Annotated in this window: 18 protein-coding genes; 15 read left to right on the plus strand and 3 right to left on the minus strand. The window is 33.2% G+C overall.

Annotation, left to right across the window (positions count from 1 at the left end; genetic code table 11):
- The first annotated feature begins 38 nt into the window (after positions 1–38).
- The gene (locus ABD730_RS03345) at positions 39–3,500 is read left to right on the plus strand and encodes a DUF7619 domain-containing protein (RefSeq protein ID WP_344712556.1); all 3,462 of its coding nucleotides are present in this window, start codon (positions 39–41) and stop codon (positions 3,498–3,500) included.
- A 210-nt stretch (positions 3,501–3,710) separates the two neighbouring features.
- Here ABD730_RS03345 and ytxJ read toward each other — a convergent pair whose 3' ends face one another.
- Positions 3,711–4,088 carry a bacillithiol system redox-active protein YtxJ gene (gene ytxJ, locus ABD730_RS03350; RefSeq protein ID WP_252723608.1) on the minus strand — a complete coding sequence of 126 codons (378 nt, stop codon included), beginning with the start codon at positions 4,086–4,088 and terminating at the stop codon, positions 3,711–3,713.
- A 288-nt stretch (positions 4,089–4,376) separates the two neighbouring features.
- Here ytxJ and clpB point away from each other — a divergent pair, with 288 nt between their 5' ends.
- From clpB to ABD730_RS03370, 4 genes are all read left to right on the plus strand, one after another.
- Positions 4,377–6,983: an ATP-dependent chaperone ClpB gene (gene clpB / locus ABD730_RS03355; RefSeq protein WP_334469569.1), complete on the plus strand. Its 2,607-nt coding sequence runs from the start codon at positions 4,377–4,379 to the stop codon at positions 6,981–6,983.
- Between the two features lie 433 nt (positions 6,984–7,416).
- Complete coding sequence (deoC, locus tag ABD730_RS03360; protein ID WP_215924887.1) at positions 7,417–8,079, plus strand: deoxyribose-phosphate aldolase; 663 nt, start codon at positions 7,417–7,419, stop codon at positions 8,077–8,079.
- A 27-nt stretch (positions 8,080–8,106) separates the two neighbouring features.
- Positions 8,107–8,805, plus strand: a complete 699-nt coding sequence (deoD, locus tag ABD730_RS03365; RefSeq protein ID WP_215924888.1) for a purine-nucleoside phosphorylase — start codon at positions 8,107–8,109, stop codon at positions 8,803–8,805.
- A gap of 53 nt (positions 8,806–8,858) precedes the next feature.
- Positions 8,859–9,374: a SixA phosphatase family protein gene (locus ABD730_RS03370; RefSeq protein WP_334469567.1), complete on the plus strand. Its 516-nt coding sequence runs from the start codon at positions 8,859–8,861 to the stop codon at positions 9,372–9,374.
- Here ABD730_RS03370 and ABD730_RS03375 read toward each other — a convergent pair.
- Entirely contained in the window at positions 9,360–10,145 is a 786-nt protein-coding gene (locus ABD730_RS03375; protein ID WP_344712562.1) for a DUF6503 family protein, read from the minus strand. The two genes, ABD730_RS03370 and ABD730_RS03375, sit on opposite strands and share 15 nt — an antisense overlap.
- Positions 10,146–10,278: 133 nt before the next feature.
- Between ABD730_RS03375 and smpB the strand changes: the two genes are divergently transcribed.
- The 7 genes from smpB (at position 10,279) to ABD730_RS03410 (ending at position 18,055) form a co-directional block, all read left to right on the plus strand.
- On the plus strand, positions 10,279–10,737 hold the full coding sequence (gene smpB, locus ABD730_RS03380; RefSeq protein ID WP_344712564.1) for an SsrA-binding protein SmpB: 459 nt from the start codon (positions 10,279–10,281) through the stop codon (positions 10,735–10,737).
- Between the two features lie 157 nt (positions 10,738–10,894).
- The gene (locus tag ABD730_RS03385; RefSeq protein WP_344712566.1) at positions 10,895–13,363 is read left to right on the plus strand and encodes a DUF5686 and carboxypeptidase regulatory-like domain-containing protein; all 2,469 of its coding nucleotides are present in this window, start codon (positions 10,895–10,897) and stop codon (positions 13,361–13,363) included.
- 10 nt (positions 13,364–13,373) lie between these two features.
- Positions 13,374–13,934 carry a hypothetical protein gene (locus tag ABD730_RS03390; protein WP_344712568.1) on the plus strand — a complete coding sequence of 187 codons (561 nt, stop codon included), beginning with the start codon at positions 13,374–13,376 and terminating at the stop codon, positions 13,932–13,934.
- Positions 13,935–13,964: 30 nt separating this feature from the next.
- A complete protein-coding gene (locus tag ABD730_RS03395; RefSeq protein WP_344712570.1) occupies positions 13,965–14,483 on the plus strand; it encodes a hypothetical protein in 519 nt (172 codons plus the stop codon).
- A 107-nt stretch (positions 14,484–14,590) separates the two neighbouring features.
- The gene (locus tag ABD730_RS03400) at positions 14,591–14,974 is read left to right on the plus strand and encodes a hypothetical protein (protein ID WP_215924895.1); all 384 of its coding nucleotides are present in this window, start codon (positions 14,591–14,593) and stop codon (positions 14,972–14,974) included.
- A gap of 75 nt (positions 14,975–15,049) precedes the next feature.
- Positions 15,050–16,063 (plus strand): TQO small subunit DoxD, encoded by a 1,014-nt coding sequence (locus ABD730_RS03405; protein ID WP_344712572.1) that lies wholly within the window; start codon positions 15,050–15,052, stop codon positions 16,061–16,063.
- 162 nt (positions 16,064–16,225) lie between these two features.
- Positions 16,226–18,055: a Xaa-Pro dipeptidyl-peptidase gene (locus tag ABD730_RS03410; RefSeq protein ID WP_344712574.1), complete on the plus strand. Its 1,830-nt coding sequence runs from the start codon at positions 16,226–16,228 to the stop codon at positions 18,053–18,055.
- Positions 18,056–18,168: 113 nt separating this feature from the next.
- Here the strand turns inward: ABD730_RS03410 and ABD730_RS03415 are convergent, their stop codons facing one another.
- Positions 18,169–18,810: a protein-L-isoaspartate(D-aspartate) O-methyltransferase gene (locus ABD730_RS03415; protein ID WP_215924899.1), complete on the minus strand. Its 642-nt coding sequence runs from the start codon at positions 18,808–18,810 to the stop codon at positions 18,169–18,171.
- 185 nt (positions 18,811–18,995) lie between these two features.
- On the opposite strand from ABD730_RS03415, the gene ABD730_RS03420 reads away from it, so the two are divergent.
- The 3 genes from ABD730_RS03420 to ABD730_RS03430 all read left to right on the plus strand — a co-directional run bounded on the left by ABD730_RS03420 (position 18,996) and on the right by ABD730_RS03430 (position 21,403).
- A complete protein-coding gene (locus ABD730_RS03420) occupies positions 18,996–19,955 on the plus strand; it encodes a Gfo/Idh/MocA family protein (protein ID WP_344712577.1) in 960 nt (319 codons plus the stop codon).
- An 88-nt stretch (positions 19,956–20,043) separates the two neighbouring features.
- Positions 20,044–20,934 (plus strand): 3-hydroxybutyryl-CoA dehydrogenase, encoded by an 891-nt coding sequence (locus ABD730_RS03425; RefSeq protein WP_344712579.1) that lies wholly within the window; start codon positions 20,044–20,046, stop codon positions 20,932–20,934.
- A gap of 88 nt (positions 20,935–21,022) precedes the next feature.
- Positions 21,023–21,403 carry a four helix bundle protein gene (locus ABD730_RS03430; protein WP_344712581.1) on the plus strand — a complete coding sequence of 127 codons (381 nt, stop codon included), beginning with the start codon at positions 21,023–21,025 and terminating at the stop codon, positions 21,401–21,403.
- The last annotated feature ends 46 nt before the right edge of the window (positions 21,404–21,449 follow it).

Raw genomic sequence — 21,449 nt, forward strand, 5'->3', positions numbered from 1 at the left:
TAAAAATCTACATCTTGTAAAAACAAAACCTATCTACTATGAAAAAAATTACACTTCTTATTTTGCTCACTTTTTATTCTATGTTTTGTTTTTCACAAGACCCAACAGTGTACGTTACCAATAATGGTCAATTTAATTATTCTGTAATTGAAGGTAATGTATACACATTTACAGTAAGCATGTATAGTGCCGCTACTACTGATGTCATTGTAGATGTTAGCACCATCAACAACTCTGCTGATGGTACTGATTTTGTTGCTCTGTCTACAACAGTAACTATACCTGCAGGACAATTAAGCAGCAACACATTAATTATTCCAACAACAAATGATTTTGATATTGAAGGTGATGAATATTTTACTCTTCAAGCTTCAGTCACCTCAGGAAATACAGCTAATTCTAATGTATCCAGAACCATACGCATTTGGGATAATGATATAATCCCAACTGTAATTGCACATACAACTCCAAGAAAAATTGAAGGTCAAACAGCAAATTATAATATTAGTCTGAGTAATTATTTTCATTCAAGCGTAACCATAGATTTTGCTACTATAGCCGGAACAGCAGATGCTTCAGACTACAATCCTACAACAGGAACAGTTACTATTGATGTAGGCCAACGCTTTAGCTCCTTTGTAATTAGCACACAACAAGATGCCATTGCAGAACCAGATGAAACCTACAATATTACAGCAACAATCACTTCTGGAAACACTACAAATAGTAGTATTGACATGTTGGTTACAATAATAGACGACGACACTGAGCCTACATTAAACCTAAGTTCATATAACACCAATGAAGGTAATACAGCGTATATATATGCTAATTTAGATAGAGCTTTTAACTCAGATATAGAAATACAAGTTACAACGTCTAATGGAACTGCTGATAATTCTGATTATACAAACTTATCACAAACCAAAACTATTGAAGCTGGAAATTACGGTACAAGCTTCCTTGTTTATACAACTGACGACACACTAGACGAACCTGTAGAATCTGTAAATTATACTGCAACAGTAATTTCTGGCAACACAACAAATACTTCCGAAACAGGAACTTTTAATATTATAGATAACGATGGCTTACCCGATTTTAGCCTACAAGCTGTATATAATGATAATGAACCAGGCAATCAATCAGGAGATAACTTAGTAGCCGAAGAAGGTTTTGATCTTAAATTTACACCTCGATTAACTTATCCTAGCGCTGTTGATACAGAGATTGAAATCACAACAACCAATGGAACTGCCGATAGTTCTGATTATACAACCGCTACTATACTCGTTACTATTCCTGCTGGTCAATATTATAATTATAACGAAACCTACAGTTACCCAACCATTTTAGATCAACTGGATGAAGACGATGAAAATATTTTTATCAACGCCCTTGTCACTTCAGGAAACACCTATAATTCTAATTATACTTTAGAAGGTTTTATCTTAGACAATTACCATCTAAATGCTCAACACGACGAAATAACTTCTATACTCGAAGTTGGCACAACTTTTCAAGTCTTAGATAACGATACATTTGAAGGTTTACCTGTTGTTCCAGAAAACTTAAATGTCTCTTTACTCGATACGAATTCATTAGGCATTACACTTAGTGCCTCAGGTGTTTTAACAATTCCTGCTAATGTACCAATGGGATATTACTCTATGGATTATGAAATATGCGACTCTGTAAATCCAAGCAATTGTGATACTGCAAACATCATCGTTAGAGTAGAATCTCCTTTAGAAGTAACATACATAGCTCAGTATGTTGATTTTAATGGTGATGGTTTTATAAGTGTCGGTGACACGGTTGAATATGAATTTACTGTAACCAATAATGGAAATGCTCCAATTACAGATATTGATGCCGAAGTGCAATTTCAAGATTTAGACATCGTAGGTGGACCATTAGCCTCCTTAGATGCAGGATTAACAGATAGTACAACCTTTACAGCCTTATATATTATAACACAAAATGATATTAATTTTGGATATTACGCAGGTGATTTAGAAGGAGCTTATTTTTATGGTACTTACTACGGAATTGAACATCAAACATATTTGTATGACCAAAACCAAATGTTTAGTTTACAACAATCCGATGGCATAAAACTAAATGCCTTTGTAGATACTAACGGTAACGGCACTCAAGAAACAGGAGAAGTTAACTTTCCTTTAGGTCAGTTTAATTATGAAATAAATAATGATGGAGTCATCAACAACCTATATGTATCTCCTCATTATTTATATGAATCTAACCCAACAACAACTTATGAACTCTCATATACAGTAGATCCTAATTACGCTACTAATAATACAACAGCAACAACTTACTCTAACGTCACAGTTCCTGTAGGTTCAGGTATCACAACTTACGATTTCCCAATTTCAGTAACAACCTATGATGATTTGTCTGCTAATGTTTCAGCGTCTTGGAGACCACCAATGCCTGGTTTTACATATTGGAATTACATCAGTTACACCAACAATTCTAACGAAACTGTAACTTCTGGTACTATAGACTTTACTATGGATGATACCTTAAATTTACTTAATGTATACGAAGCACCACAATATTGGAACGCAGGAAATAATATCGCTTCATTTGCAACTACAGCTACAGGCTTCACTTACGTTTTTAACAACTTAGAACCTTACCAAACCAAACACTTATGGGTAAAAATGCAAGTACCAACATTACCAACAGTAAGCCTAGGACAATTAGTAATAAATACAGTAGATATTGAATTACTCGCTGGAGATGTTCTACCTCTAAACAACACCTCTAGCTTAACACAAACTATTGTAGGTTCTTACGATCCTAATGATGTTACAGAAAAACATGGTGAAGACATTGTACATTCTACATTTACAACAGATGACTATTTAACCTATACCATTCGTTTTGAAAATACAGGAACGGCAAATGCTATTAACATAAGAGTTGAAGACATTTTAGATGAAAAATTAGACGAATCTACATTGAAAATGGTAGATGCTAGCCATACCTACTCCTTAGAGCGTGTTGGTAAAAATTTAGAATGGAATTTCTTTGCTATAGACTTACCTCCTTCTGAAGATGTTGAAGATTCACCAATTGGTCATGGTTTTATAACGTTTAAAATAAAACCGTTTCCAGATTATGCCATTGGTGATATAATACCAAATACAGCAGAAATTTATTTCGATTTTAATCCTGCTATAATAACCAACACTTGGGAAACAGAATTCGTTGAGTCTTTAGGAGTTGAAGAATCTGAGTATAACAATTTAACGGTTTATCCTAACCCAGTAAAAGATATACTTCAAATTAGTAATACCTCTATGATTACTACTATTGAAATTAGTTCAATCTTAGGCAAACAAATCTTATCAAAATCTGTGGACGCCTTAGCTACTAAAATTGATTTAAGTGAATTTTCTAATGGTGTTTATTTTTTAAAAATAATGAGTGATAATGGAGAAAAAATCGTGAAGATTCTAAAAGAATAATAGGTACTCTTACATATAAAAAAACCTCTCCTATTGAGAGGTTTTTTTATATTAAATTTATTCGTTAATAATTATGGTAACGTTCTAAAAACAAACCTACACTTCAAACATTTTCGCATTCTGTTATTCTCATTTAAAGACAAGAACAATAGTAAGACTCCGCTTTTAAGTGATGATAAGTAGAAATTCAACACATAGAACTGCCTAGATTTACAGAAACCTTTCCAAATCTAGCTCGTTAATACCACCATGACTAGCATGTGCCACCGCTACTCCATTCTTAATAACTAAAAGCTGAGGAGATTGATGCATAACTTGAAACTTATATCCCACTTCATTAGACACATCTCTATAACTCAACAAATCCAAATAATACAAATCGGCATTCATCTCTAAATCATAAGCAGACACAAACTGTTTCATTACCATACTGCTAATGCCACAACGTGTAGAGTGTTTAAATATAAACTGCGTTTTAGTATTGGATTTACTAGCAATAGTACTTAATTGAGACACATCGCTTAGCGGTTGCCATGGCAACACCTTCTTTTCTTTTGGCTCTGAGGAACCGAATAATTTTTTAAACATATTATTTTTTTAAATTGTCTACCAACAGTTTTAGTGATTTGGATAAAGTTGAAATAAAACCCTAAACTGACCAAAGTCATTACTTAAGTCGAAACTAATTCGTAATCTTACATAGCGACAAAACGTCACCATTAAAAAACACAAAAACAGACATTTTGTCGTTTATTTCTTACATTTCTAAAATGGTAAGATAATTGTCTAAAGATAGTCAAACACAATAACACAACAATAAAACAAGGTGGATTTGAAAACTGTAAAGATTTCAAATTAACTATAAAACAATAAAAGATGAATTTTAATAACTATACCATTAAATCGCAAGAAGCCATTCAACAAGCGCAGCAACTTGCCCAAGGTTTTGGTCATCAGCAAATAGAAAATGAGCACATTTTTAAAGCGCTCTTTAATGTTGATGAAAACGTATTACCATTTTTACTTAAAAAGTTAAATGTTAATATTCCAATGCTTCAACAAATACTAGACAAAGACCTCGAAAGTTTCCCGAAAGTTTCAGGAGGAGATATTATGCTCTCTCGTGAAGCAAGCAAAGCTTTAAACGAAGCATCTATCATTGCTAAAAAGATGAATGATGATTATGTGTCTATTGAACATTTAGTTTTAGCTATTTTTAAATCTAAAAGTAAAATTGCCCAAATTTTAAAAGACCAAGGCGTTACTGAAAAAGGCTTAAATGCAGCTATTGAAGAACTAAGAAAAGGAGACAGAGTAACATCTCAAAGTCAAGAAGAAACGTATAATTCACTTAGTAAATACGCTAAAAACTTAAATCAATTAGCACGAGATGGTAAATTAGACCCTGTAATTGGTCGTGATGAAGAAATTAGAAGAATTCTACAAATTTTATCGCGTAGAACAAAAAACAACCCCATTTTAGTTGGTGAACCAGGAACAGGTAAAACCGCTATTGCCGAAGGTTTAGCTCATAGAATTATAGATGGTGATATTCCTGAGAACTTAAAAGACAAGCAAATTTTTGCTTTAGATATGGGGTCTTTAATTGCAGGTGCAAAATTTAAAGGTGAATTTGAAGAGCGACTTAAAGCCGTAATAAAAGAAGTAACCGAAAGCGATGGTGATATCGTATTATTTATTGACGAGATTCATACACTTGTAGGTGCTGGTGGTGGACAAGGTGCTATGGATGCCGCTAACATTTTAAAACCTGCTTTAGCACGTGGCGAATTGAGAGCTATTGGAGCAACGACTTTAGATGAGTATCAAAAATACTTTGAACAAGACAAAGCTTTAGAGCGTCGTTTTCAAATGGTAAAGGTAGATGAGCCAGATACAGAAAGTGCAATCTCTATTCTTCGTGGAATTAAAGAAAAATACGAAACACATCACAAAGTAAGAATTAAAGATGAAGCCATTATTGGTGCTGTAGAATTGTCACAACGTTATATTACTAATCGTTTCCTTCCGGACAAAGCGATTGACTTAATGGATGAAGCTGCTTCAAAATTACGAATGGAGATTAATTCTAAACCAGAAGAATTAGATGTTTTAGACCGTAAAATCATGCAGCTTGAAATTGAACATGAAGCCATTAAACGTGAAAAAGATGAAACTAAATTAAAAAGTCTAAAAGCTGATTTAGCTAATCTCAAAGAGGAACGAAATGAGCTGAATGCCAAATGGATATCTGAAAAAGAAGTGGTAGAAAACGTTCAGAATATAAAGGAAGAGATTGAAAACTTTAAACTAGAAGCCGAACGTGCCGAACGTGATGGCGATTATGGTAAAGTAGCCGAAATTAGATACGGAAAAATTAAAGATGCTACTGAACAGTTAGAAAAATTCCAAAAAGAATTGGCTGAACAGAACGAAACATCTTTAATTAAAGAAGAAGTAACCTATGAAGATATTGCAGATGTCGTTGCAAAATGGACAGGCATACCTGTAACTAAAATGCTTCAAAGTGATCGTGAAAAATTACTTAAACTTGAAAACGAATTACACAAACGTGTTATCGGACAAGAAGAAGCAATTGAAGCGGTTAGTGATGCAGTACGTCGTTCTAGAGCTGGACTTCAAAATCCTCAAAAACCAATAGGAACCTTCTTGTTTTTAGGAACAACAGGTGTTGGTAAGACGGAATTAGCTAAAGCTTTAGCAGAGTATCTCTTTGATGACGAAAATGCAATGACACGTATAGATATGAGTGAATATCAAGAACGCCATGCTGTTAGTCGTTTGGTAGGTGCACCTCCAGGATACGTTGGATACGATGAAGGTGGTCAGTTAACAGAAGCTGTACGAAGAAAACCCTATTCTGTAGTATTGCTAGATGAAATTGAAAAAGCACATCCTGATACGTTTAATATCTTATTACAAGTCTTAGATGAAGGTCGTTTAACGGATAACAAAGGACGTGTTGCAGATTTTAAAAACACGATAATAATTATGACCTCTAATATGGGAAGTCATATTATACAAGAACGTTTTGAAGCAACTAAAGATATCCCTTCGGCTATGGAAGCTGCTAAAATTGATGTTTTAGCCTTATTAAAACAAACGGTAAGACCTGAGTTTTTAAACCGAATTGATGACACCATAATGTTTACTCCTTTATCTAAAGAAAACATTGTTGACATTGTAGGCTTACAGCTTAAAGGTATCACTAAAATGATAGCCAAACAAGGTATTACGTTTGATGCAACACCTGAAGCAGTAAACTATTTAGCTGAAAAAGGGTATAATCCAGAATACGGAGCAAGACCTGTAAAACGAGTGATACAAAAAGATGTTTTAAACCAGCTAAGTAAAGAAATATTAGCAGGAAAAGTAACTACAGATAGTATCATTTTACTTGATGAATTCGATGGACAACTCGTCTTTAGAAATCAGGGAGACTTAGTTACGGAAGAATTGTAAAATACAATTCAAATAAATTTTGAAATTAACCGTAACATTTTTGGACAGAAATAGTCTATATATTGATTGGTTGGTTAAGAACAACACAAATTCCAAGCGCTTGGAAGGAGTGTTGTTCTTCCTTTTTTAAGGCATAAATCTATTCTAAAAACTAGATAAATTTTATTTTTTAGTAAAAAATACAGTTATTCTTCACAAAAATGAAACTTATATCATTCTAAAAATGAATAACTTTTATAGTTATTAACAATTATTCGATGAAATGCATAATAAAATTTCATTTTTCAATAGTCATTTTAACGGATAAATCATTAGTTTTGTCGAGCTATTAAATTCCAACACGACTTAAGACATTATTAATCTTGTTAGTAAACTCTCTAATTGTTAGAGAATTACTATAGTTAATTATTGCCTAAACCCCTAACCTTATACAATGGAATTAAATCGATACATAGACCACACCTTATTAAGTGCTTCTGCAACAGAATCAGACATCCTTAGACTTTGCGAAGAAGCTTTAAAATATAACTTTTATTCTGTTTGCGTAAATAGCTGTTATGTAGCTATTGCCAAACAAGCACTTGGCAGATCTGAAGTAAAAGTGTGTACTGTTGTAGGCTTTCCTCTTGGAGCCATGTCTACTGAAGCCAAAATATTTGAAGCCAAGAATGCTATAGAGCAAGGTGCTACTGAAATAGATATGGTAATGAATATTGGCCGTCTTAGAAGTAAAAACTATGTTGCCGTTTTAAAAGATATTGCCAATTTAAAACGCGCTATAGGCTTAACTCCTTTAAAAGTTATTCTTGAAATAAGTGAACTTTCTAAAAATGAGATTGTAAAAGCTTGTGAAATATGCGTAGATGCTAAAGCCGATTTCGTAAAAACTTCAACCGGATTTTCTAAAAGTGGAGCTACACTTACTGCCGTTAAAATAATGAGAAAAACGGTTAAAGATAAGCTTAAAATTAAAGCTTCAGGTGGTATTAGAGACACAGAAACAGCCCTTAAATATATTGAAGTTGGTGTCGATAGAATTGGCACTTCTTCAGGTGTAGCCATGATGAATAATATACCCTCAAATGCTTCATATTAATTGAAACACTTTTCTTAACTTTGCGATATGAGTGTACATATCGAAGCAAAAAAAGGAGAGATAGCAGAAACTATACTACTTCCGGGTGATCCCTTAAGAGCAAAATGGATAGCCGAAACATTTTTTGAAAACCCAACATGCTTTAACAAAGTTAGAGGTATGTTGGGTTATACAGGAACCTACAAAGGTAAGCGTATATCTACAATGGGAACAGGTATGGGAGTTCCAAGTATTTCTATTTATGCCAATGAACTTATCACAGAATACGGCGTAAAAAATCTTATTAGAGTTGGTAGCGCAGGTTCTTACCAAGAAAATGTAAAAATTAGAGATGTCGTTTTAGCCATGGCTGCTTCATCTACTTCTGGAGTTAACGAACTACGATTTGGTGGTGCAGATTATGCTCCCACAGCAGATTTTGGATTATTTATGAAAGCTGTAGAAGCTGCTCGTGCTAAAAATATTCCAATTAAAGCTGGTAATGTTTTATCTTCAGATGAATTTTACGAAGACGACAAAGAAGCCTTTAAAAAATGGTCTAAATTTGGAGTGCTTTGTGTAGAAATGGAAGCCGCAGGATTATATACCGTTGCTGCAAAACATAACGCTAACGCATTGGCTATCTTAACCATTTCAGATTCACTAGTTACAGGAGAACAAACAACGAGCAAAGATCGCGAAACAACTTTTAAAAGTATGATTGAAGTTGCTTTAGAATTGGCCTAAATTATTTTCTAGTAACTTGTAGCTAATTAAAATCTATAAACATTCCACTTATCATGAAAAAACTAATTACAATATTACTAGTTTCTTTAGTTGTATTTTCTTCTTGTAAAGAAAAAGTAGAGACAAACGAAGACATTGTTACAACTTATTATTTAATTAGACATGCAGAAAAAGATCGCTCAGATAAAACCAATAAAAACCCAGATTTAACAAAAAAAGGCTTACAACGAGCAGAAAATTGGGCAAAACATCTCAAAAATGTGAAGTTTGATGCTGTTTATTCTACAGAGTATAATAGAACTACACAAACCGCTATACCAACTGCAAAATTGAATAATATTGATATTCAATTTTATAATCCCTCTAATCTTATGACTGAAGAATTCTTAGATAAGACTAAAGGAAAAACGGTACTTATTGTTGGTCACAGTAACACCATCCCAAAGCTTGCAAACAGCTTATTAAGTAAACAAAAATACGCAGATATTGCTGATGACAACAATGCCAATTTATACAAAGTAACAATAAAAAAAGAAGAAAAAACTTCCGAATTATCAGTCGTTAATTAACTTAACCTCCACATTTTTAAGTTCAATTTTAGACAATAATTTTAGTTGATTATTCTCAAAAGCGTTTCCTAAATTCTCTAAAGGAATAGAGGTGTCTTCAGGTTTGTAATTGTTATAATCTACAAATCGTAAACTATTGACATAACGCTCATTATAAGCTTCTCTAAAACGCATTCCAATGCCTTTATCTTCATTATATGAATACGCTAGGTAATCTACCTTAAAATCCTCTACCCCAATCCAATAAACAAAAACATCCTCATAATCTTCACCACCACCTTCTTTATTAAATGTTACTTTAATTTTATAATAGTCTTTACCTTTAATCTGTTCATTTTTTAAGAGTGTTTTATTCACTGCTTTAGCATTTAAACCATAAGGTAAAACCGAAAAATAATGTACAGAATTAACTGAAGCCTCATAGTTTTGAGCTATTGAATCTTCAAGCTTTACAAAGGCTTTATTATTATAACGCTCAAAACCAACATTGCTTAACATGTCAAAAATAGAATCGTTATCTTTTACTGTAATTCGGACTAGAAGAAATTCATGATTTTTACGTAAGGCTTGATAATAAATATCACGAAACTCAAATTTAAGACTCGACTTTTCAAAATTTTCACCTCCAGAAATTTCAATCGATTTATCAATAATATCATCAGCTGTTAATACCGTTTTAACCGTTTCAATTTGAGGTTTAATATCATTTGAAGTTTCGTTTTTACAGCTAAAAAGCATAAACACAAATAGGACTATGAGATAATTTTTCATTAGAGCATCGTTTTTAAATATATAGAGTCGCAAAACCAAAGATAAGATTACAATTAAACTTCTTATATTTTCACAAAACTTTTACCGCTTTGAAACTTTCCAACTAATAACTAAAAAACTATCTTTGTCAACCATGCAAAAAACAGTTAACATATTAAATAAGAAAGCAAAATTTCAGTACGAAATATTAGATAAATATACCGCTGGAATTGTACTTACTGGAACCGAGATTAAATCTATTAGGTCTGGCAAGGCATCTATTGCTGAAAGTTTCTGTGAGTTTAATGATAGAGGCGAGCTATTTGTAATAAACATGACTGTTGAAGAATATGCTTACGGTAACCACTACAACCACAGGCCTAAAGCAGAACGTAAACTGCTACTCAACAAAAAAGAGTTAAAAAAGCTAAAAAAAGAAATGGATGTTAAAGGCATTGCTATTATTCCATTACGTCTATTTACTAACGAAAAAGGATTAGCAAAATTAGTCATTGCTATTGCAAAAGGTAAAAAACTCTACGACAAACGCGAAACGATTAAAGATCGTGATAACAAGCGCAATTTAGATCGAATTAAAAAAGATTTCCGATAATTTTTTAAGATTCCTATAACTTTTATTAGCCTTTTTATTCTAAGTTTGAAACCACTTAGGCAACCTTTTATTATAAAATTACGTCTACAAGAATATAAAGGCATACATTTTGTAATAAAAACTCGTGTCTTAACCAAACGTCATCAATTAAAACACTATGATAAAAAAACTACTCAGTATTTTCCTTATTGCTTTTAGTACTTTTATTTCTGCTCAAATCACAGGACATATTACAGATCAAAACAACGCGCCTCTTCCATTTGTAAACATTCTTATTGAAAACACCTATAAAGGCACTACAAGTAATGACGATGGCTATTACGAGCTCAATATCTCAACACCAAAAAAGTATACTATAGTCTATAGCTATTTGGGGTATAAAACCGTAAAAAAAGACGTTACTATAGACCAATTCCCGTATAAAATAGATGTTACTCTAGAAGAAGAGTCCGTTTCGCTTACCGAAGTTGTAATTAGCGCAGAAGACAACCCTGCAAATGAAATCATGCGACAAGCGATTGCAAAGCGAGAGGAAAACTTAAAAAAAATAAACTCATTTAAAGCAGATTTTTACTCTCGTGGTTTAATTAAAATTAAAGACGCTCCCGAAAAAATATTAGGCCAAGATGTTGGAGATTTAGGTGGCGCATTAGACTCTACACGTAGTGGTATAATCTACTTATCTGAAACTATTTCTAAAATTCAGTTTTTAAATCCTGATAAATTGAAAGAAAAAATCACGGCATCAAAAGTTAGTGGAGATGATAATGGGTTTAGTTTTAATAGCGCTTTAGATGTCGATTTTAATTTCTATAATAACACCATTGAATTGGGTAACAAAATTATTTCACCTATTGCAAATAATGCTTTTAGTTATTACCGTTATAAATTAGAAGGCGTGTTTTACGATGATAGAGGTCAGCTTATCAATAAAATCAACGTAATTCCAAAACGTAAAAACGATCCCGTATTTTCTGGAGCAATTTATATTGTTGAAGACCAATGGTCTATTTATGCTACTGAATTGAGTGTTACAGGTGTGCAAGCACGAATTCCTGTGGCAGATTTAATAACATTAAAACAGAGTTTTTCTTATTCTGAAAAAGAAGATATTTGGGCCATTATTTCACAAAGTATCGATTTTAGATTTGGTATGTTTGGTATTAAAGGGGATGGACGCTTTACAGCTGTCTATAGTAATTACGAATTTAATACAGGACTAACTAGAAAAGATTTTAGCAGAGAAATTGTCGCTTTTGAAAAAGAAGCCAACAAAAAAGACTCTATCTTTTGGAATACCATTAGACCTGTACCACTAACACTCGAAGAACGTACAGATTACATTAAAAAAGACAGCATACAAACGCTTCATGAGTCTAAACCGTATTTAGATTCTTTAGATCGTGCCAACAACAAATTTAAATTGAGCAATATTTTAGGCTACACATATCAAAATTCGCATAAAGATTACCGCTTAGGTTATAATGTTCCTATTTTAGGTAGTGTACAGTTTAATACTGTTCAAGGTTACACGGCTAATGCCAATGTGTTTTACACTAAAAATTACGACGATTATAACCGCTTTTTTAGAGCTAGTGGAAATATTCAATACGGATTTTCAGACGAGCGTCTACGTGCCACAGGCGCATTAACGTATAAGTTCAACAGCATTAGTAATGCGTTTTTAACAGTATCTGGAGGAGTTACAGTAAAACAATTTAATCCTTCAAACCCTATTTCTCCATTAATTAATTCGGTAAGCACATTGTTCTTTGAAGATAATTACATGAAATTGTACGACAAGAGTCATCTCTCTCTTAATTATTCCGAAGAACTATTTAATGGCTTTAGATTGTATTCAGGCTTAAGCTACGAAAGACGAAAAGCACTTTTTAACACCACAGATCAAACGTTTTTCAACGACAAAAATGATGCGTATACCAGCAACAATCCGTTAGACGAAACTGCTTTTGGTGTTGCTCCTTTTGAAACGCACCATATTATAAAAGGAAGCATTACGGCACGCATTAATTTTGGTCAAGAATATTTAAGCTATCCTGATGCCAAATACAATGTCAGTAATGACGATTATCCTACCTTATATTTAGGCTACGAAAAAGGCTTTGGTGCAACAAATAGTGATTACAATTTTGATCAAATTAAAGCAAGTCTTACGCAGTCCTTCTCTATAAAAGATAAAGGCAGACTAATGTATAACTTAAAAGCAGGAACGTTTTTTAATGCCGACGATATTGCGTTTATAGATTACCAACACTTTAATGGTAACCAAACACACGTAAACTTAGACGGTAATTATACCAACGTTTTTAACAACTTAGACTATTATTCTGCAAGCACAAACGACGCTTATTTTGAAGGCCATATAGAACACGATTTTAATGGCTTTTTACTAGGAAAAGTACCTTTACTTAATAAGCTTAATTTTAATTTAGTTGTAGGAGCACATGTATTAGCAATACCTGATTTTAAACCTTATCAAGAGTATTCTGTTGGTATAGATAATATTGGTTGGGGAAAATGGAGGTTGTTACGCGTAGATTATTTACGTTCCTATCAAAGTGGATTCCAGAGTGATGCTATTGTATTTGGCTTAAAATTCTTTTAATGATAGTAAGATGAGAAAAAAGGTTCTAGCTGGTATAGCTTTTATTGTTTGTTTTACAATTTTTAGTCAGAATATTGATGATCTAGAATTTACGCATACAAAAGACTCACTAACATCAGCCTTACTTTCTGAATTTGATTATCTCAATTCTAAAACGTTTAAAATAAAACAGAAACTCGATTCAATAAAAATAGACAAGCAGATTGAGCTCCTATCACAGCTTGAAGGTAAATGGGAATTTGTAAAAGTAGTTTGTCAAGACTGTATCATATCTAAAGCAGAAGAACAAACAAAAAAATATATTGAAATCACCAAAAAACACATCATTTTCTATAAAGATGCTATTTCTGAAAAACATATCGTTTCAAAAGAAACCTTAAAATTTAGCGACTTTATAGATTCCTTTTCGGGACTTACAACTTTAGTTTATAAAGACAAACGCGCTTGGAATTATACCATTGATACCACAAAAACGTATATATCTGCAAGTTATATTGGAAATGAAAAAGAAGGCCGTATAGTAACATCTGTTAGTGGTAATTATTCTTATTTTTATAAACGAATAGAATAAATAATTTACAGAAAACCAAAATCAACAGTGATGAAAAAACAAGTTATAGCTATTATAGTTCTGTTAACTTTAAATCTTTCAGCCCAAGAGAAGAAAGACTACTCAAGTAAAGTCACTACTATAGACAGTACAATTACCACTTTATATTCCGTAATTTCTGGTGACAAAGGTGAAGCACGTAATTGGGAGCTATTTAAACACTTATTTAGAAAAGACGCTAAGCTCATTCCTATAGGCAAAAAGGACAAAAAAACGACTGTACGTTACATGTCTCCTGAAGATTATATTAAAACCTCTGGAAAATGGCTTGTAAATAACGGTTTTTATGACCTAGAAATAAAACGTGAAACTCAAGTTTTTGGAGACTTTGCTCATATTTTTAGCACATACGAATCTTACAAGAGCAAAGAAGACGAAAAACCATTAATGCGCGGCATTAACAGTATTCAATTGTTTAATGATGGTAAACGTTGGTGGATTATAAACTTATACTGGAAACAAGAATCTGAAGAAAACCCTATACCTGAAGCTTATTTACCCCAAAATTAATTGAGGCATCATTATTTTAACGCTGCGCAATTAACCTTCTATAACAGCATAACAAAAATTAACAGATCTTTTAAAAATTTTAAATTTCTATACATCATATTTGTAAGATGAAATTTCAAAGTCAAATAAAACAACTTACCGCTCTCCTATCCGTAACAGGCTTAGTTGTGCTATTAGTTTTTTCACCTTGCAAAGTTCGCAATTCTATTCAAGAGGTTTTTGATGTTACCAAAACAGAGGTTTCAAACAAAAGCAGGTCTGCTTTAAAAAATGGGACTTGTAATGTGTATTCAGACGTTAATTCTGTAATTTCAAAAGCAAATTACAGCTTACAACTTTCGCAAGATTTAGGGATTAACACCTCTCAATTTAACACAACAACTATTGCGCTTTCAGACAGACCAATAGCAAAGTATTATAATGCTAGAGCTGAAATTCCGCCTTTAGCCCCTTACTATATTCTCTTTCAAAATAACAAAGCTTATCTATAATTAATTTTCTTCAGACTTAAATCTAGCAATCTCAGCTAGTAGAAAATTATTAATACAATTATAGATACAAAAAAAATGAATTTACATATTAAAAACGATTCGGGTTTCTTAGCCCTTGCAGTCAGAATGGTCATTGGTTGGACTTATTTTTCTGCTTTTTTTAGACGCACTATTTTAGCCGATAAATTAGATCCTGAACTTGCAGGATATATTGGAGTAAAATTTAATCACTTCCTCCCCAACGCTTTAGGTATAAAACCTATTATTCAATATTTGGTTGAAAATCCAGATATACTATGGTATAACATGGTCGCTTTCACTATTATTGAAGGTATTGTTGGCTTATTTATTATTTTCGGACTATTTACCCGACTTATGAGTATTGGGGTTTTTAGTCTAGCCATGGGAATCCTTTTAGGTTCTGGTTGGATTGGTACCACCTGCCTAGACGAATGGCAAATTGGAGTACTTGGTATTGCAACAGGATTTCTTTTGTTCTTAACAGGAAGTGGTCGATTATCCTTAGATAATTATTTAATGAAGAAAAACTTCGCTTTTACCCAAAAGAAATGGTTTGCTTTGCTAGGATCTGGTTTAATCCCTATTAAAGACCATGTCTTTTCTAAAGTGGTAATCATAGGCTCATTTTTAATTTTAGGATTAACCTTATATACCAATCAAGTATTTCACGGGGGACTTTGGGGAACCTTACACAACAAATCTGTAAAGCCAAAACTTGAAATTACAGAAGGACAATTAAAAAATGATGAACTTTCCTTTGATATTTTTAGAGTTGAAGGAGTTGATGTTTATGGAGCATGGATTATTAGTATAGAGCTTATAGACCCACAAAACAATGTAGTGATACATTATACACAAAATGAGTTAGCAGCACTTCCTAAACATACAATAGACAATTATTATATAGCGAAAATTAAACCCGGAAAACACAGCTTAATTGTACCATTGGGTGCTAAAGCAAAACTAAAATTTAACGCTTCACAAATTAAAAATTTACCAAAAGGAAATTACACATTAAAAATAACAGACATTAGTGGAGCCAGCTGGAAACATCAAATAATCAAATAGAGGTATCACAATTCAACTCCTAAAGCTGGTCTTTAGGAGTTTCTTTTCCTTGTTAATTTCTAAAGCAAAAACGTCTATCGCTCACAAAAATAGATGTAACTTATTTGGGTTCTGATTTATTCCACCTATTTTTATCAAAACATATTACAAATTTTTTCTTTTATGACGACTTCTCCAAAATTCATTGCAACACTAATCATAGCCTTATCAATTTCAATCGCTAGTTGCGCTCAAGTCGCCAATAAAAAAGCCACACCAGTTTTTAAAGATGGAGAAGCCCAAATTGTAGAAGCTTTTAACAATCCGGAAAAATGGCTTCGTCACGATTTATGGGTCGAAACAACGTTTGATACCGATGGTAATGGAAAGCCAGACCGTATGCATGTGTCTGTAACACGTCCTGAACAAACGGAAACTGAAGGTTTAAAACTACCAATAGTCTACGTTACAAGTCCATACTTTGCTGGTGTTGCAGCAGATTTACCCGGAGTAATGTGGGACGTTAATATAGAATTAGGGGAAATGGCAAAAGAACGTGTTCATCCCGAAGTTACACGTCGTGGAAAACGCCCAATTATTTCAAATTCACATATCAGAAAATGGGTACCAAGAGGCTATATCGTTGTACATTCCTCTTCTCCTGGAACAGGATTGTCTGATGGTGCACCAACTATTGGCGGAGAAAACGAATCTTTAGCGCCAAAAACAGTCATCGATTGGTTATGTGGCAGAGCAAAAGGGTATACAGAACGCGAAGGCAATGAAGAAGTAAAAGCGTATTGGTCTACAGGTAAAGTAGGCATGACAGGCACTTCTTACAACGGAACACTCCCTCTAGCAGCAGCAACCACTGGAGTTAAAGGCTTAGAAGCTATCATTCCTATTGCTCCAAACACGTCATACTATCATTATTACCGCTCTAATGGTTTGGTACGCTCGCCAGGTGGCTATTTAGGTGAAGATATTGATGTATTATACGATTTTGTACATAGTGGTAAAGAAGAAAATAGACCTTATAATAATGAAACTGTTAGAGATACCGAAATGAAAAATGGTATGGACAGAGCAACAGGTGATTATAATGATTTTTGGGCAGGTAGAGATTATCTCAACCAAATGGATAACATGAAAGCTGCCTTATTAATGTCTCATGGTTTTAACGATTGGAATGTAATGCCAGAACACAGCTACCGAATTTATAAAGCCGCAAAAGAAAAAGGCTTACCAGCTATGATTTACTATCATCAAAACGGACATGGAGGACCACCTCCAACTTCTATGATGAACAAATGGTTTACCAAATACCTTCATGGTATAGATAATGGTATTGAAAAAGTAGAAAACAAAGCTTATATCGTAAGAGAATACGATAATCAACAACAACCTACAGCTTATAAAGATTACCCAAATCCAGATGCAAAAGATGTAACCTTATATCCCTCTGTATCTGGCACTATGAGCACAAACCAGAACAAACATTTAGCTTCAGATACTTTTACTGATAATGTGAAATTCAGTGGTGCTGATTTAGCAAAATCAGAGCACAAAGATCATCGCTTGCTATACGTATCACCTATTTTAACTGAGGATCTTCATATCTCTGGAGTCCCTAAAGTAAGTATTACACTATCAAGCAGTTCGAAAGCAGCGAATCTGTCGGTTTGGTTAGTATCCTTACCTTGGGATGAAGATGCTAAAAAAATCACTGAAAATATTATAACACGTGGGTGGGCAGATCCAAAAAATCATAAGTCAATAACAGATGAAGAAGATTTAGAACCCGGAAAATTTTACACTGTAAATTTCGATTTACAACCCGATGACCAAATCATTAAAGCCGGACAACAAATTGGTTTTATGATCTTTTCTAGTGATAAAGAATTTACCTTACACCCAAAAGCAGGAACTGAGCTAACTATTAAATTAGACAAAACGTCGTTAACCTTACCAATTGTTGGTGGGTCAGCATCTTATAAGAATGCCACTAATTAATAGCTTTTTTATATTTTAAGATTTTGTTTTAAGCACGTTACACTCTTTTCTTTAGGCTTAATTTTTAGAACTCATTTGCTACGCTTTCTAAACAGAAGCGTAACTTTAGAGTCTTAATTCTTATCTTCCAACATAGGAACAAACCTAAAATCACCAAATTCATGTTTTTCAAATTCCTTTGGTCCTTTTCTAATAAACATAGTCATCACTTGAACATCATCACCAACAGGAATGACCAAGCGACCTCCTATGGCTAATTGACTTAATAATGGATTTGGAACAAACGGAGCACCTGCAGTAACAATAATACCTTGAAACGGAGCTTCGTCTGGCATTCCTTTATAACCATCGCCAAATATGAGACTTTTTGCTCTGTAACCAATTTTTGGTAAAAACTTAGACGTTTTTTTAAACAATTCTTGCTGACGTTCAATACTAAAAACCTTTGCGCCTAGCTCTAAAAGCACAGCGGTTTGGTAACCACTACCTGTTCCAATTTCTAATACTTTATCGCCTGCCTTTACTTGTAATAATTCAGATTGAAAAGCCACCGTATAAGGTTGAGAAATGGTTTGATCTGCAGCAATAGGAAATGCTTTATCTTGATAAGCGTGATCTATAAAACTAGAATCCATAAAAAAATGCCTAGGAATTTTACCTATAGCTTTTAAAACAGCTTTATCTTTTATGCCTTTATTTATTAGAGTTTCAACGAGTTGTTGGCGCATCCCTTGATGCTTAAATGTGTCTTTCAAAGCGTAGTTTAGTTTAAGGTAAAAATACTTCAAAACTATTCAAACTTCAAAATGAAAGTTCCTGTTTTTTTCTCCTGATTCAATTCATCTTTGAAATCTAGACACTTATTAATTTCGTAGTATTTTATATTTTCTTTTTTCAATTTCTGAACGAAAACGACTATTTTTGTTAAAAACAGAAAAACATGCTCAAAGTTGGTGTTCTTGGTGCTGGTCACCTTGGTAAAATTCATTTAAGACTACTTAACCAATCCCATAAATATGACCTTGTTGGCTTTTATGATGCAGATGCAGAAAATGCAGAACGTGTAGTTAAAGAGTTTGGCTATGCCTACTTCGATTCTATTGACGAATTAATAGATGCCGTAGATGTTGTAGATATTGTAACTCCTACGCTTTCGCATTATGATTGTGCGAAACAAGCCATAAAAAAAGGAAAGCATATTTTTATAGAAAAACCAATCACCAACACTGTTGAAGAAGCCGAAACCATTAGAACTTTGGTTGCTGAACACGGAGTAAAAGGTCAGGTTGGCCATGTAGAACGCTTTAATCCTGCATTTATAGGAGTTAAAAATCAGATTGTAAATCCGATGTTTATAGAATGTCATAGACTTGCGGAATTTAATCCTCGTGGTACAGATGTACCTGTAGTTTTAGATTTAATGATTCATGATATTGACATTATTTTAAGTGTTGTTCAATCTCCTGTTAAACATATTTCTGCAAGTGGAGTTTCAGTAGTTAGTGAAACACCAGATATTGCCAATGCACGTATAGAATTTAAAAACGGTTGTGTTGCTAATTTAACCGCAAGTCGAATTTCTTTAAAGAATATGCGTAAAACCCGTTTCTTTCAAAAAGACGCTTACATTTCTGTAGACTTTCTTGAAAAGAAGTGTGAAGTGGTTAAAATGAAAGATGCTCCAGAAAATCCAGGTGATTTTGATATGATACTACAAAATGCAGAAGGCATTAAAAAACAAATCTATTTTGATAATCCAGATATAGCAAACAATAATGCTATTCTAGACGAACTAGAAACTTTTGCAGATGCCATAAATAACAATACAAAGCCAATTGTAACTTTACATGATGGTACTGAAGCTTTAAGAGTTGCCAATATGATTATTAATCAGTTCTAGCACTCTTTAAAGCAAAAATCTTATCAAATCAGATAAATATTAGATTAACAGATTCCTGTTTTTACAGGAATAAAAATTAAAATTTTTAATGAAAAACATAGCAGTTATAGGCGCAGGAACTATGGGTAATGGAATTGCCCATACTTTTGCACAATCAGGATTTAACGTTCAACTTATTGATATTAGTGAAGCGTCTTTAAAACGCGGCATGGATACTATTGCCAAAAACTTAGATCGTATGGTCGCTAAAGAAAAAATTAGCGCATCAGATAAAACTGAAACTTTAGGAAAAATTACAACTTTTACAAATACAGAAGAAGGTGTAAAAAATGCCGATTTAGTTGTTGAAGCTGCAACAGAAAATATCGATTTAAAACTAAAAATCTTTAAACAACTTAGTGAGATTTGTAATGAAAATACCATTTTAGCTACAAATACATCTTCAATTTCAATAACGCAAATTGCAGCAGTTACTTCTAGACCTGACAAAGTTATTGGCATGCATTTTATGAACCCTGTGCCAATTATGAAATTGGTAGAGATTATTAGAGGCTACAATACAAGTGATGACGTTACTTCTACTATTATGGAACTCTCTAAAACTTTGGGTAAAGTACCAACCGAGGTGAATGATTATCCTGGCTTTGTGGCTAACCGTATTTTAATGCCAATGATAAACGAGTCTATTGAAACGCTTTACAACGGAGTTGCAGGTGTTGAAGAAATAGATACAGTTATGAAATTAGGGATGGCACATCCAATGGGTCCATTACAATTGGCCGATTTTATTGGTTTAGATGTCTGTTTATCCATTCTTAATGTGATGTACGATGGCTTTAAAAACCCTAAATATGCACCTTGTCCTTTATTAGTTAATATGGTAATGGCAGGAAAATTAGGTGTTAAATCTGGTGAAGGTTTTTATGATTACTCTGAAAGCCGAAAGGCTGAGAAGGTTGCTGGGCAGTTTTTGAAGTAAAAAGTGTAAAGTGTAAAGGCTGAAGTTTGAAGTGTGAAGTGTGAAGTGTGAAGTGTGAAGTAAGATTACTCAATTAATACAGTAATTAATGAAAGTACAAGATTTATTGGCTTATAAAAAAGGTTTTAAATTAGCAATGGACATATTTCATCTTTCTAAAAAATTTCCTAAAGAAGAAACGTATTCACTTACGGGTCAAATTAGAAGGTCTTCTCGAAGTGTTTGTGCTAATTTACCTGAAGCCTATCGAAAACGACGCTATCCGAAACACTTTATTAGTAAACTTACAGGTTGCGATGCTGAAAATGGTGAAACACAAACTTGGCTAGAATTTGCTTTAGCTTGTGACTATATTTCAAATGAAAGCTACAACAACTTACTGAAAGAATCACAGGACATAGCAAATTTATTAAACTATATGATATTGAATCCTAAAAATTCGGTTCAAGCGAATCTTAATTTAAAGTGAAATTACCTAAAAAAGAACTCTCACTTTTTACTCAGCACTTTTTACT

Source organism: Winogradskyella damuponensis (assembly GCF_039538385.1).
Lineage (GTDB): Bacteria > Bacteroidota > Bacteroidia > Flavobacteriales > Flavobacteriaceae > Winogradskyella > Winogradskyella damuponensis.